Origin of the sequence: Pseudomonas sp. NFPP24 (assembly GCF_900112095.1) — a bacterium.
GTDB classification, from domain to species: domain Bacteria; phylum Pseudomonadota; class Gammaproteobacteria; order Pseudomonadales; family Pseudomonadaceae; genus Aquipseudomonas; species Aquipseudomonas extremorientalis.
On sequence record NZ_FOKD01000008.1, the window covers coordinates 275772 to 288945 of the forward strand.

12 protein-coding genes and 2 tRNA genes are annotated in these 13174 nt (G+C 57.9%); 13 read left to right on the plus strand and 1 reads right to left on the minus strand.

The genetic code is table 11. The features are described 5' to 3' along the window. The first annotated feature begins 19 nt into the window (after positions 1-19). The 3 genes from carB to BM026_RS19290 are packed head-to-tail and all read left to right on the plus strand — an operon-like array spanning position 20 to position 4147. Positions 20-3241, plus strand: a complete 3222-nt coding sequence (gene carB / locus BM026_RS19280) for a carbamoyl-phosphate synthase large subunit (protein WP_010206612.1) — start codon at positions 20-22, stop codon at positions 3239-3241. Next, complete coding sequence (gene greA / locus BM026_RS19285) at positions 3238-3714, plus strand: transcription elongation factor GreA (RefSeq protein WP_093529757.1); 477 nt, start codon at positions 3238-3240, stop codon at positions 3712-3714. The genes carB and greA overlap by 4 nt, the downstream gene beginning before the upstream one ends. A gap of 28 nt (positions 3715-3742) precedes the next feature. Continuing rightward, entirely contained in the window at positions 3743-4147 is a 405-nt protein-coding gene (locus tag BM026_RS19290; protein ID WP_071489994.1) for an MFS transporter, read from the plus strand. A gap of 9 nt (positions 4148-4156) precedes the next feature. Here BM026_RS19290 and yhbY read toward each other — a convergent pair whose 3' ends face one another. Then, entirely contained in the window at positions 4157-4465 is a 309-nt protein-coding gene (yhbY, locus tag BM026_RS19295; protein ID WP_028617972.1) for a ribosome assembly RNA-binding protein YhbY, read from the minus strand. Positions 4466-4571: 106 nt separating this feature from the next. Here yhbY and rlmE point away from each other — a divergent pair, with 106 nt between their 5' ends. From rlmE to nusA, 10 genes are all read left to right on the plus strand, one after another. Then, positions 4572-5222, plus strand: a complete 651-nt coding sequence (gene rlmE / locus BM026_RS19300; RefSeq protein WP_010206606.1) for a 23S rRNA (uridine(2552)-2'-O)-methyltransferase RlmE — start codon at positions 4572-4574, stop codon at positions 5220-5222. 200 nt (positions 5223-5422) lie between these two features. After that, positions 5423-7333 carry an ATP-dependent zinc metalloprotease FtsH gene (ftsH, locus tag BM026_RS19305; RefSeq protein ID WP_058427653.1) on the plus strand — a complete coding sequence of 637 codons (1911 nt, stop codon included), beginning with the start codon at positions 5423-5425 and terminating at the stop codon, positions 7331-7333. A gap of 8 nt (positions 7334-7341) precedes the next feature. Continuing rightward, a complete protein-coding gene (gene folP, locus BM026_RS19310; RefSeq protein WP_071489995.1) occupies positions 7342-8193 on the plus strand; it encodes a dihydropteroate synthase in 852 nt (283 codons plus the stop codon). Positions 8194-8209: 16 nt separating this feature from the next. Further along, positions 8210-9547, plus strand: a complete 1338-nt coding sequence (glmM, locus tag BM026_RS19315; RefSeq protein ID WP_093125940.1) for a phosphoglucosamine mutase — start codon at positions 8210-8212, stop codon at positions 9545-9547. 66 nt (positions 9548-9613) lie between these two features. After that, complete coding sequence (gene tpiA, locus BM026_RS19320; RefSeq protein WP_058427650.1) at positions 9614-10369, plus strand: triose-phosphate isomerase; 756 nt, start codon at positions 9614-9616, stop codon at positions 10367-10369. 4 nt (positions 10370-10373) lie between these two features. Then, on the plus strand, positions 10374-10757 hold the full coding sequence (gene secG, locus BM026_RS19325) for a preprotein translocase subunit SecG (protein WP_003194191.1): 384 nt from the start codon (positions 10374-10376) through the stop codon (positions 10755-10757). A 22-nt stretch (positions 10758-10779) separates the two neighbouring features. Further along, positions 10780-10865 (plus strand) — tRNA-Leu (locus BM026_RS19330). 96 nt (positions 10866-10961) lie between these two features. Further along, positions 10962-11038, plus strand: a tRNA-Met gene (locus BM026_RS19335). A 140-nt stretch (positions 11039-11178) separates the two neighbouring features. Further along, positions 11179-11637 (plus strand): ribosome maturation factor RimP, encoded by a 459-nt coding sequence (gene rimP / locus BM026_RS19340; RefSeq protein WP_003235029.1) that lies wholly within the window; start codon positions 11179-11181, stop codon positions 11635-11637. A gap of 47 nt (positions 11638-11684) precedes the next feature. Beyond that, entirely contained in the window at positions 11685-13166 is a 1482-nt protein-coding gene (nusA, locus tag BM026_RS19345) for a transcription termination factor NusA (RefSeq protein ID WP_025857112.1), read from the plus strand. Positions 13167-13174 lie beyond the last annotated feature (8 nt).

Sequence of the window (13174 nt, forward strand, 5' to 3'; positions counted from 1 at the left end):
GGATTTGAGTGACAAACCCATGCCAAAACGTACAGACATAAAAAGCATCCTGATTCTCGGCGCTGGCCCGATCGTGATCGGCCAGGCCTGTGAATTCGACTACTCCGGCGCCCAGGCCTGTAAGGCCCTGCGCGAGGAGGGCTACCGCGTCATCCTGGTGAACTCCAACCCGGCCACCATCATGACCGACCCGGCCATGGCCGACGCCACCTACATCGAGCCGATCAAGTGGCAGACCGTTGCCAAGATCATCGAGAAAGAGCGTCCGGACGCGCTGCTGCCGACCATGGGTGGCCAGACCGCACTGAACTGCGCCCTGGACCTGGAGCGCGAAGGCGTCCTGGAAAAGTTCGGCGTAGAGATGATCGGCGCCAATGCCGACACCATCGACAAGGCTGAGGACCGTTCGCGCTTCGACAAGGCCATGAAGTCCATCGGCCTGGCCTGCCCGCGTTCCGGTATCGCCCACAGCATGGAAGAAGCCAATGCGGTCCTCGAGACCCTGGGCTTCCCGTGCATCATTCGTCCGTCGTTCACCATGGGCGGCACCGGTGGCGGTATTGCTTACAACCGTGAAGAGTTCGAAGAAATCTGCGCCCGCGGCCTGGACCTGTCGCCGACCAAAGAGCTGCTGATCGACGAATCCCTGATCGGCTGGAAAGAATACGAGATGGAGGTTGTCCGCGATAAAAAGGACAACTGCATCATCGTCTGCTCCATCGAAAACTTCGACCCGATGGGCGTGCACACCGGTGACTCGATCACCGTGGCTCCGGCACAGACCCTGACCGACAAGGAATACCAGATCCTGCGTAACGCCTCCCTGGCGGTATTGCGCGAGATCGGCGTGGAAACCGGCGGCTCCAACGTTCAGTTCGGTATCTGCCCGAACACTGGCCGCATGGTCGTGATCGAGATGAACCCGCGCGTATCCCGTTCGTCGGCCCTGGCTTCAAAAGCCACCGGCTTCCCGATCGCCAAGGTCGCGGCCAAGCTGGCCGTGGGTTACACCCTGGACGAGCTGTCGAACGACATCACTGGCGGCAAGACCCCGGCGTCCTTCGAGCCTTCCATCGACTACGTCGTCACCAAGCTGCCGCGTTTTGCCTTCGAAAAATTCGCCAAGGCTGATGCGCGCCTGACCACCCAGATGAAGTCTGTCGGTGAGGTCATGGCCATCGGCCGTACCTTCCAGGAATCCCTGCAGAAAGCCCTGCGCGGCCTGGAAGTGGGCGTTTGCGGCCTGGACGAGAAACTCGACCTGAGCAACCCGGAAAGCATGAGCGTGCTCAAGCGTGAGCTGACCGTGCCGGGCGCCGAGCGTATCTGGTACGTGGCGGACGCCTTCCGCGCCGGCATGACCGTCGAAGACATCTTCGGCATGAACATGATCGACCCGTGGTTCCTGGTGCAGATCGAAGATCTGATCAAGGAAGAAGAGAAGGTCAAGACCCTGGGGCTGGCCAGCATCGACCGCGACATGATGTTCCGCCTCAAGCGCAAAGGTTTCTCTGATCAGCGTCTGGCCAAACTGCTGGGTGTGACCGAGAAGAACCTGCGTACCCATCGCCACAAGCTGGAGATCTTCCCGGTCTACAAGCGTGTTGACACCTGCGCGGCCGAGTTCTCCACCGACACCGCGTACCTGTACTCCACCTATGAGGAAGAGTGCGAAGCCGCGCCGTCGGGTCGCGACAAGATCATGATCCTGGGCGGCGGTCCGAACCGCATAGGCCAGGGTATCGAGTTCGACTACTGCTGCGTCCACGCTGCCCTCGCCCTGCGCGAAGATGGCTACGAGACCATCATGGTCAACTGCAACCCGGAAACCGTTTCCACTGACTACGACACCTCCGATCGTCTGTACTTCGAGCCAGTGACCCTGGAAGACGTGCTGGAAATCGTGCGCGTCGAGAAGCCAAAAGGCGTGATCGTCCAGTACGGCGGGCAAACTCCGCTGAAACTGGCGCGTGCCCTGGAAGCGGCCGGCGTGCCGATCATCGGTACCAGCCCGGACGCCATCGACCGTGCAGAAGACCGCGAGCGCTTCCAGCAAATGGTTGAGCGCCTGAACCTGCGTCAGCCGCCAAACGCCACTGTGCGCAGCGAAGACGAAGCCATCCGTGCCGCCAGCAAGATCGGCTACCCGCTGGTGGTGCGTCCGTCCTACGTGCTGGGCGGTCGTGCGATGGAAATCGTCTACGAAGAAGAAGAGCTCAAGCGTTACCTGCGTGACGCGGTGAAAGTGTCCAACGACAGCCCGGTGCTGCTGGACCACTTCCTCAACTGTGCCATCGAGATGGACGTGGACGCGGTGTGCGACGGTACCGACGTGGTGATCGGTGCGATCATGCAGCACATCGAACAGGCGGGCGTTCACTCCGGTGACTCCGCTTGCTCGCTGCCGCCGTACTCGCTGCCGGCGCACATCCAGGACGAAATGCGCGAACAGGTCAAGAAAATGGCCCTGGAGCTGGGTGTTGTCGGCCTGATGAACGTGCAGCTGGCGTTGCAAGGCGAAGACATCTACGTGATCGAGGTCAACCCGCGTGCTTCGCGTACCGTGCCGTTTGTTTCCAAGTGCATCGGTGTGTCCCTGGCCATGATCGCTGCCCGCGTGATGGCCGGTAAGACCCTGAAGGAAATCGGCTTTACCAAGGAAATCATTCCGAACTTCTACAGTGTGAAAGAGGCGGTGTTCCCATTCGCCAAATTCCCTGGCGTGGACCCGATCCTGGGCCCAGAGATGAAGTCCACCGGTGAAGTGATGGGCGTTGGCGATACCTTTGGTGAGGCGTTTGCCAAGGCCCAGATGGGCGCCAGCGAAGTGCTGCCGACCGGCGGTACTGCGTTTATCAGTGTGCGTGATGACGACAAGCCACTGGTTGCAGGCGTGGCCCGCGATCTGATCAACTTGGGCTTCGAAGTCGTGGCCACTGCCGGGACCGCCAAGCTGATCGAAGCTGCCGGCCTGAAAGTGCGTCGCGTGAACAAGGTGACGGAAGGCCGTCCGCACGTGGTTGACATGATCAAGAATGACGAAGTCACCCTGATCATCAACACCACCGAAGGTCGCCAGTCGATCGCGGATTCCTACTCTATTCGTCGTAACGCCTTGCAGCACAAGATCTACTGCACCACCACCATTGCTGCTGGCGAAGCCATCTGTGAAGCGCTCAAGTTCGGTCCGGAAAAGACCGTGCGTCGCTTGCAGGATCTACACGCAGGATTGAAGGCATGACCAAATACCCAATGACCGTCCAGGGCTTCAAGGCCCTGGAAGAGGAGCACGCCCACCTGACCAAGGTCGTCCGTCCGAAGCTTAGCCAGGACATCGGGACGGCCCGCGAACTGGGTGACCTGAAGGAAAACGCCGAATACCACGCTGCCCGCGAGCAGCAAGGTATGGTCGAAGCGCGGATCCGTGACATCGAAGGCCGTCTGCAGAACTCGGTGGTCATTGATGTGACCACCATTCCTCATACAGGCAAGGTGATCTTCGGTACGACCGTCGAAATCGCCAATGTCGAGACCGATGAAAGCGTGACCTACCACATCGTGGGAGAGGACGAGGCCGACATCAAGCAAGGCAAGATCTCTGTGGGGTCTCCGATTGCCCGCGCCTTGATCGCCAAGGAAGAGGGTGATGTGGTCGCTGTGAAAACGCCGAGCGGTGTGATCGAGTACGAGATTGTTGAAGTTAGTCACATCTGAAAGACGGCGCCCGCTTCGTGCGGGCGCCATGCTTTGGCAGCTCTCCCAGATGCTTTGGGTGGGCGGCCTGTGGTTGTTGCATATCGGTGTGTTGCCAGCGCTGGGCCTGATTGGCCTGGCACCGCTGCTGATCGACGAGATCGATGGACTACTCAGTGCGCTGCTGGTGGGTTTTGCGGCGGCGTGCGTGACGCTCCAGGTATTGGTGCTGGTCAAGGCCGAGGGCTTGGGGAGTTTGTGGCGGGATATTCGCGGGCAACTGCTGTTGATGGCGCTGTATGCATGCGCAATGTTTTGCGTGGTGCATGTCTGGTTGCCGGAAGCGTTGCGCTGGCAGCTATTCAGCTATCTTGTGCTAGGGTTCTCCGGCCTGGTGCTGGTTTTACAGCCTGCACCGGGATGGAGTGGCGGGGCGCGCGAAGCACGCCCGTGACCCTTTTTATTACTTGAAGCGGTGTACGTTCGACAGTTGCTTGTTGACGCTGAAGTTCTTGCGATACAGCAGCGCCATCTTGCCGATGACCTGGACCAGGTCCGCTTTGCCTGCCTTGCACAGTTCTGCAATAGCAGCCAGGCGAGCTTCGCGATCAAGGATGTTGACCTTGATCTTGATCAGTTCATGATCGTTCAGCGCACGTTCGAATTCGGCTAACACACCTTCAGTCAAACCGTTATCTGCCACAATCAGAACTGGTTTCAGATGGTGGCCAATGGATTTGTACTGTTTCTTCTGCTCTTGAGTGAGCGGCATAATCTGACCCCTGCGTCTGATCTTGTAAAAAGCGGCGGCCAGTTTACCCGAGCGAGTCCGGGACCGCCCAGTTAATCACGACCCGTTTTATTTTTCGAGGTGGCCCGTGGCCCGTTCCAAAACCAGCCTTAAGTGGCTACAAGAACATTTCAACGATCCTTACGTCAAAAAGGCGCAAAAGGACGGTTACCGGTCCCGGGCCAGCTACAAATTGCTGGAACTCCAGGACAAGGACAAATTGTTCCGCCCAGGCATGAGCGTGATCGACCTGGGTGCCGCCCCGGGGGGCTGGTCCCAGGTGGCCAGTCGTCTGATTGGTGGGCAAGGCCGGTTGATCGCTTCCGACATCCTGGAGATGGACAGCATCCCGGATGTGACGTTCGTGCACGGGGACTTTACCCAGGACGCGGTCCTGGCCGAAATCCTGGAAGCCGTCGGAAATTCGCAGGTGGACCTTGTGATTTCCGACATGGCCCCCAATATGAGTGGATTACCGGCTGTTGATATGCCGCGAGCCATGTTCCTGTGCGAGTTGGCGCTGGATCTGGCGGGTCGGGTATTGCGTCCGGGTGGTGATTTCCTGGTCAAGGTCTTCCAGGGTGAAGGCTTCGACGAGTACCACAAGAACATTCGCAAGCTGTTCGACAAGGTGCAGATGCGTAAGCCGGACTCCTCGCGTGACCGGTCTCGCGAGCAGTATCTGCTGGCGCGGGGGTTCCGTGGCATCGAAGGCGCCGCCAGTGATGAGCGTCTTTGAGGGTTTGAAGGGAGTCGATAGGTTTTTTTATATCGCTTTCGTCACGAAGCTTTACGAATATTGTGTAGTCAAAGTTTCACAAAGGGTTACAGACGGCGCCTGCCAGTGTTGTAGGTAATGTAGTAAGTTAGGCCGGTGAATATCATGCGAAGCGCGCGCCAGTAGCGGAGCTTGCTTCAGAGGGTAGTTAATTGAACGATATGGCAAAGAATCTGATCCTGTGGTTGATCATCGCGGCTGTCCTGGTGACGGTGATGAACAACTTCTCCAGCCCTAACGAGCCGCAGACCCTCAACTATTCCGACTTCATCCAGCAAGTTAAGGATGGCAAGGTCGAGCGCGTAGCGGTTGATGGCTACGTGATCACCGGTAAACGCAACGATGGCGACAGCTTCAAGACCATTCGTCCGGCCATCCAGGACAACGGTCTGATCGGTGATCTGGTGGATAACCACGTGGTCGTCGAAGGCAAGCAGCCTGAGCAGCAGAGCATCTGGACCCAGTTGCTGGTAGCCAGCTTCCCGATCCTGGTGATCATCGCGGTGTTCATGTTCTTCATGCGCCAGATGCAAGGTGGTGCGGGAGGCAAGGGCGGACCGATGAGTTTCGGCAAGAGCAAGGCACGCCTGCTCTCCGAAGACCAGGTGAAAACCACGCTGGCTGACGTTGCCGGTTGCGACGAAGCCAAGGAAGAAGTGGGCGAGCTGGTCGAGTTCCTGCGCGATCCGGGCAAGTTCCAGCGATTGGGCGGCCGCATTCCTCGTGGTGTGCTGATGGTTGGCCCTCCGGGTACCGGTAAAACCTTGCTGGCCAAGGCGATTGCCGGCGAAGCCAAGGTGCCGTTCTTCACCATTTCCGGTTCCGACTTTGTCGAGATGTTCGTCGGTGTGGGCGCCAGCCGTGTTCGTGACATGTTCGAGCAGGCTAAGAAACATGCGCCTTGCATCATCTTCATCGATGAAATCGACGCCGTCGGTCGCCATCGTGGCGCCGGCATGGGCGGCGGTCATGATGAACGTGAGCAGACCCTCAACCAGTTGCTGGTTGAGATGGACGGCTTTGAAATGAACGACGGCATCATTGTGATCGCTGCTACCAACCGTCCGGACGTGCTGGACCCTGCATTGCTGCGTCCAGGCCGCTTCGACCGTCAGGTTGTGGTGGGCTTGCCGGATATCCGTGGTCGCGAACAGATCCTGAAAGTACACATGCGCAAAGTACCAATGGGTGATGATGTGGCTCCGGCCGTGATTGCCCGTGGTACTCCTGGCTTCTCCGGTGCCGATCTGGCCAACCTGGTCAACGAGGCCTCGTTGTTCGCTGCCCGTACCGGCAAGCGTATCGTGGAGATGAAAGAGTTCGAATTGGCCAAGGACAAGATCATGATGGGCGCCGAGCGCAAGTCCATGGTCATGTCCGAGAAAGAGAAGCAGAACACCGCTTATCACGAAGCCGGTCACGCCATTGTCGGTCGTGTTGTGCCTGAGCACGACCCGGTCTACAAAGTGTCGATCATCCCGCGTGGTCGGGCGCTGGGTGTCACGATGTTCCTGCCGGAAGAAGACCGTTACAGCCTGTCCAAGCGCGCACTGATCAGTCAGATCTGCTCGCTGTACGGCGGTCGGATTGCCGAAGAGATGACCCTTGGCTTCGACGGCGTCACCACCGGCGCTTCCAACGACATCATGCGTGCCAGCCAGATTGCACGGAACATGGTGACCAAGTGGGGCTTGTCGGAAAAACTCGGTCCGCTGATGTATGCCGAAGAAGAAGGCGAAGTGTTCCTGGGGCGTGGCGGTGGTGGTCAAAACGCCAGCTTCTCCGGTGAGACAGCCAAGCTGATCGACTCCGAGGTGCGCAGCATCATTGACCAGTGCTACGGCACGGCCAAGCAGATCCTCACGGATAACCGCGACAAGCTGGATGCCATGGCGGATGCGCTGATGAAGTACGAGACCATTGATGCCGACCAGATCGACGACATCATGGCCGGCCGCACGCCGCGTGAACCTCGCGATTGGGAAGGCGGTTCTGGCACCTCTGGCACTCCACCCGTGGTTCAGAATGAACGCCCTGAAACCCCGATTGGCGGCCCGGCAGCTGATGTCTAAGGTTTGAAATGACTTCTGTGTTGTCCTCCACCCGGTTGCCTTGCGGCAACCGGGTTCTTGATTTGGCCCATACGCATGTCATGGGCATTCTCAATGTAACCCCCGACTCTTTCTCTGATGGCGGCCGCTTCAGTCAGCGCGATGCTGCATTGCGTCATGCAGAGGCCATGGTGGCGGCGGGAGCGACCCTGATTGATGTCGGCGGTGAGTCGACTCGGCCTGGTGCTCGACTGGTTTCTCCCTTGGAGGAGCTGGAGAGGGTCGCGCCAATAGTTGAACGCATTGCGCGTGAACTGGACGTGATCATCTCGGTTGATACATCAACCCCGGCGGTAATGCGCGAAACTGCACGCCTGGGGGCGGGAATGATTAACGATGTCCGCTCCCTTCAGCGTGACGGTGCGCTTGATGCGGCAGCGGCCACCGGTTTGCCGGTGTGTCTGATGCATATGCTGGGTGAGCCGAGCAATATGCAGGACAGTCCTCACTATGATGATCTTGTTGGTGAGGTGAGTGGATTTCTTGCCGAGCGGGTTGCGCACTGCGTTGCCGCCGGGATTGCTGTGGAAAAGATCGTCCTCGATCCCGGTTTCGGCTTTGCCAAGACCCTGCAGCACAATCTAAGTCTGTTCAAGCATATGGAGTCCTTGCATGCCCTTGGTCGGCCTCTTCTGGTCGGCGTTTCGCGCAAGAGCATGATAGGGCTTGCGCTGAATCGCCCGGTGGGTGAGCGACTGTACGGTGGTCTTGCACTGGCGGCGCTTGCAGTCACCAAGGGTGCGCGTATCTTGCGGGTGCATGATGTTGCCGAGACGGTGGATGTGGTGCGTATGATTGCCGCGGTAGAATCAGCCGAATAAGAATGATGGAGCACTTATGACTAAAAAATATTTTGGCACCGACGGTATTCGCGGTCGGGTCGGCGAGTTTCCGATTACTCCTGATTTCATGCTCAAGCTCGGCTGGGCCGCAGGTATGGCGTTCCGCAGCATGGGCGCGTGCCGCATCCTGGTGGGCAAGGACACTCGGATTTCGGGTTACATGTTCGAGTCGGCGCTGGAGGCGGGGTTGTCTGCCGCGGGTGCCGATGTGATGCTGCTGGGGCCGATGCCGACGCCGGCCATCGCTTACCTGACGCGCACCTTTCACGCTGAAGCCGGTATCGTGATCAGTGCTTCGCATAATCCTCATGATGACAACGGCATCAAGTTCTTCTCGGGTCAGGGCACCAAGCTGCCGGACGAGATCGAGTTGATGATCGAAGAGCTCCTGGATGCGCCGATGACGGTGGTTGAGTCCAGCAAGCTTGGCAAGGTGTCGCGTATCAACGACGCCTCCGGCCGATACATTGAGTTCTGCAAAAGCAGCGTGCCAAGCAGCACCAATTTTGCCGGCCTGAAGATTGTGGTCGATTGCGCCCATGGTGCGACCTACAAGGTGGCGCCGAGCGTATTCAAGGAGTTGGGCGCAGACGTGACAGTGCTGTCGGCCCAGCCTAACGGGTTGAACATCAACGAGAACTGCGGCTCCACCCATATGGAGCAGTTGCAGGCCGCTGTACTTGCCGGGCATGCCGACCTGGGTATTGCCTTTGATGGTGATGGTGATCGTGTACTGATGGTGGATCACACGGGTGTCATTGTTGATGGTGATGACCTCCTGTTCATCATTGCTCGCGACCTGCACGAGCGTAACAAGCTGCAGGGCGGTGTCGTCGGTACGCTGATGAGTAACCTGGGGCTTGAACTGGCCCTGGCGGATCTGGGTATTCCGTTCGTGCGTGCCAATGTCGGTGACCGCTATGTGATCGCGGAACTGCTTGAGCGCAACTGGCAGGTAGGTGGTGAGAATTCCGGACACGTAGTCTGCTTCCAGCACACCACGACAGGCGATGCGATCATTGCTGCGCTGCAGGTGCTTATGGCCATGAAGCGTCGTGAAGAAAGTCTGGCCCAGGCGCGCCAGGCCGTGCGCAAGTGCCCGCAAGTATTGCTGAACGTGCGTTTTGCGGGCGGCTCAAATCCTATTGAGCATCCGGCTGTCAAAGAGGCATGTGAGCGTGTAACCCTGGCAATGGAGGGGCGTGGCCGTGTGTTGTTGCGCAAGTCCGGCACAGAGCCGTTGGTGCGTGTCATGGTCGAAGGTGATGACGAAACACAGGTTCGCGGCCATGCCGAAGACCTGGCAAAACTGGTAACTGAAGTTTGCGCCTGAATTCGGCTTGCCAGTGATGATGTGGTTGGGTAACATCTGCGCCCACTTTGACCGACGAGGTACAGCATGCGTCGCACTATGGTAGCTGGTAACTGGAAGATGCACGGTACCCGCGCCAGTGTCGCTGAGCTGATCAATGGCCTTCGTCACTTGGCCTTGCCGAGCGGTGTTGATGTCGCGGTTTTCCCGCCTTGCTTGCATATCACCCAAGTGGTTGATGGCTTGAAGGGCAAGTCGATCCAGGTCGGCGCGCAGAATTCTGCGGTGGAAGCCATGCAAGGCGCATTGACCGGTGAGATTGCACCGAGCCAGTTGGTCGATGCGGGTTGTTCCTATGTGCTTGTCGGGCACTCCGAGCGCCGTCAGATGATGGGCGAGCGTGATGGAACACTCAATCGCAAGTTCGCAGCAGCACAGGCTTGTGGCTTGATTCCGGTGTTGTGCATAGGGGAAACCCTGGAGCAGCGCGAATCGGGCAAGACTCTTGAAGTTGTCTCGCGTCAGCTGGGCAGCATCATCGAGGAGTTGGGTGTTGGTGCGTTTGCAAAGGCAGTAATCGCTTACGAGCCGGTCTGGGCCATTGGTACCGGGCTGACTGCTACACCGCAACAAGCGCAGGATGTGCACGCAGCCATCCGCGCGCAGTTGGCGGCAGAGAATTCTGAAGTCGCACAAGGTGTGCGTCTTCTATACGGCGGCAGCGTGAAGGCGGCCAATGCGGTCGAACTGTTCGGCATGCCGGATATCGATGGGGGGCTCATTGGTGGAGCTTCCCTGAATGCAGATGAGTTCGGTGCGATCTGTCGCGCCGCGGGAAACTGAAAAAATGCTGGAAACAGTCGTAGTCGTTTTTCATCTGTTGGCTGCTCTGAGCGTAGTTGCTCTGGTTTTGCTGCAACAGGGTAAAGGTGCGGATGCTGGTGCGTCTTTCGGTGCAGGTGCTTCAAATACTGTGTTCGGAAGCCAAGGTTCCTCTACCTTTCTTAGTAAGTTTACTGCTATACTTGCCGCCGGTTTCTTCATAACCAGCTTGGGGTTAGGTTACTTTGCTAAAGAGAAAGCTCATGTGCTGACTCAAGTAGGTCTCCCGAACCCAGCAGTGTTGGAAGTACCAAAAGCAAAACCGGCTTCTGATGATGTCCCGGTGCTTCAAGAGCAAAAGTCGGCTACTCCAGCGACTGACGTGCCTCCAGCTCAAGAGCAGAAGTAAGAAGGGTTGTAAACGCTGTATTGCCGAGGTGGTGGAATTGGTAGACACGCAACCTTGAGGTGGTTGTGCCCATAGGGTGTAGGGGTTCGAGTCCCCTTCTCGGTACCAATTGTCAGGAGAGCCCGCTGTTGCGGGCTTTCTTGTAGGTGGAAGGTTACATTGACCCTGTAAGGGATCGGTCGTATACTTCCGCCCCAGCTTTGTCGCGGGGTGGAGCAGTCTGGTAGCTCGTCGGGCTCATAACCCGAAGGTCGTCGGTTCAAATCCGGCCCCCGCAACCAGTTTTAGCGGAGCCCCTTTTAAGGGGCTTTTTGTTAGCTGGACACTTTCAACGCCGCTGTTCGACGGCGTTTCAAGGATGGGCGTTTCGCCCATTTTTTTATTTTGCACAGCATGCACATACATGCACGAGGGGGTTCAGGTGTCGAGCAAGCTAGAAGAGTTGCAGGCCTTGTTGGCCCCGGTGGTCGTGGCCCTAGGCTATGAATGCTGGGGTATTGAGTTTTCGGCTCAAGGTCGCCACTCAATGTTGCGCGTTTATATCGATAAAGAGGGCGGCGTGCTGGTGGACGATTGTGCCATTGTCAGCCGGCAGATCAGCGGTGTGCTGGATGTTGAAGATCCGATCTCCGTTGAATACACCCTCGAAGTTTCCTCGCCAGGCATGGAACGCCCACTGTTCACTATTGATCAGTTTGCAAAATTTGCCGGTGAACAAGTGAAGATCAAGCTGCGATCTCCCTTTGAAGGGCGACGCAACTTTCAGGGCCTTCTGCGCGGTGTAGAAGAACAGGATGTCGTGGTGCAGGTAGAAGACCATGAATTCCTGTTGCCGATCGATATGATCGACAAGGCCAACATTATTCCCAGTTTTGACTGAGACGCGGATCCCGCGGATCCAATGGCTTGCGAAAGGCGAGGCGTACGATGAGCAAAGAAGTACTGCTGGTTGTTGAGTCGGTATCCAATGAAAAGGGCGTACCGGCAAACGTGATTTTTGAAGCGCTGGAGCTGGCCCTGGCCACTGCTACCAAAAAGCGTTTTGAAGACGAAGTTGATCTGCGTGTGGAAATCAACCGCCACACCGGTGCCTATGAGACTTTCCGTCGCTGGACGGTCGTCGAAGAAGCCGATCTTGATGATCCGGCCATCGAAACCTGGCCAAGCAAGGTTGCCGAAACGCATCCTGGTGCCAAGGTCGGTGATGTCGTCGAAGAAAAGATCGAATCGATCGAATTCGGCCGTATCGCTGCACAGACCGCCAAACAGGTCATCGTGCAGAAGGTTCGCGAAGCCGAGCGCGCTCAAGTCGTTGACGCCTATCGCGAGCGCCTGGGTGAAATCATCTCCGGCACCGTGAAAAAAGTCACCCGCGATAACGTGATCGTCGACCTGGGCAACAACGCCGAAGCGTTGCTGGCTCGCGAAGACATCATTTCCCGCGAAACCTTCCGTGTCGGCGTGCGCCTGCGTGCGCTGCTCAAGGAAATCCGCACCGAGAACCGCGGCCCGCAGCTGATCCTGTCGCGTACCGCACCGGAAATGCTGATCGAGCTGTTCCGTATCGAAGTGCCGGAGATCGCCGAAGGCCTGATCGAAGTCATGGCTGCGTCCCGCGATCCGGGTTCGCGCGCCAAGATCGCGGTCCGCTCCAAGGACAAACGCATCGACCCGCAGGGCGCGTGCATTGGTATGCGCGGTTCGCGTGTTCAGGCAGTGTCGGGCGAGTTGGGTGGTGAGCGTGTGGACATCGTGCTGTGGGACGATAACCCGGCGCAGTTCGTCATCAACGCCATGTCGCCGGCTGAAGTGGCGGCAATTATCGTTGACGAGGATGCCCATGCCATGGACATCGCCGTTGGCGCAGACAATCTGGCTCAGGCCATTGGTCGTGGTGGTCAGAACGTGCGTCTGGCCAGCCAACTGACCGGTTGGACCCTGAACGTGATGACCGAATCGGACATCCAGGCTAAGCAGCAAGCTGAAACCGGTGACATCCTGCGCAACTTCATCGAAGAGCTCGAAGTCGATGAAGACCTGGCGCAGGTGCTGGTAGATGAAGGCTTCACCAGCCTGGAAGAGATTGCCTACGTACCGTTGGAAGAAATGCTCAACATCGACGGCTTTGACGAAGACACCGTCAACGAGCTTCGCGCTCGGGCCAAGGATCGTTTGTTGACTAAAGCCATCGCTACTGAGGAAAAGCTGGCAGACGCCCATCCGGCCGAAGACCTGCTCTCGCTTGAGGGTATGGACAAGGATTTGGCGATGGAACTGGCGGTGCGCGGCGTAATTACCCGCGAAGACCTGGCCGAGCAGTCTATTGACGATCTGCTCGACATCGACGGCATTGACGATGATCGTGCCGGCAAGTTGATCATGGCCGCCCGAGCCCATTGGTTCGAGTAACTAGGCGC

Coding starts and splice junctions, on each gene's coding strand:
- folP (WP_071489995.1), top strand. CDS start 7,342: ATGACTTCTGTGTTGTCCTCCACCCGGTTGCCTTGCGGCAACCGGGTT.
- nusA (WP_025857112.1), top strand. CDS start 11,685: ATGAGCAAAGAAGTACTGCTGGTTGTTGAGTCGGTATCCAATGAAAAG.
- secG (WP_003194191.1), top strand. CDS start 10,374: ATGCTGGAAACAGTCGTAGTCGTTTTTCATCTGTTGGCTGCTCTGAGC.
- greA (WP_093529757.1), top strand. CDS start 3,238: ATGACCAAATACCCAATGACCGTCCAGGGCTTCAAGGCCCTGGAAGAG.
- carB (WP_010206612.1), top strand. CDS start 20: ATGCCAAAACGTACAGACATAAAAAGCATCCTGATTCTCGGCGCTGGC.
- tpiA (WP_058427650.1), top strand. CDS start 9,614: ATGCGTCGCACTATGGTAGCTGGTAACTGGAAGATGCACGGTACCCGC.
- BM026_RS19290 (WP_071489994.1), top strand. CDS start 3,743: ATGCTTTGGCAGCTCTCCCAGATGCTTTGGGTGGGCGGCCTGTGGTTG.
- glmM (WP_093125940.1), top strand. CDS start 8,210: ATGACTAAAAAATATTTTGGCACCGACGGTATTCGCGGTCGGGTCGGC.
- ftsH (WP_058427653.1), top strand. CDS start 5,423: ATGGCAAAGAATCTGATCCTGTGGTTGATCATCGCGGCTGTCCTGGTG.
- yhbY (WP_028617972.1), bottom strand. CDS start 4,465: ATGCCGCTCACTCAAGAGCAGAAGAAACAGTACAAATCCATTGGCCAC.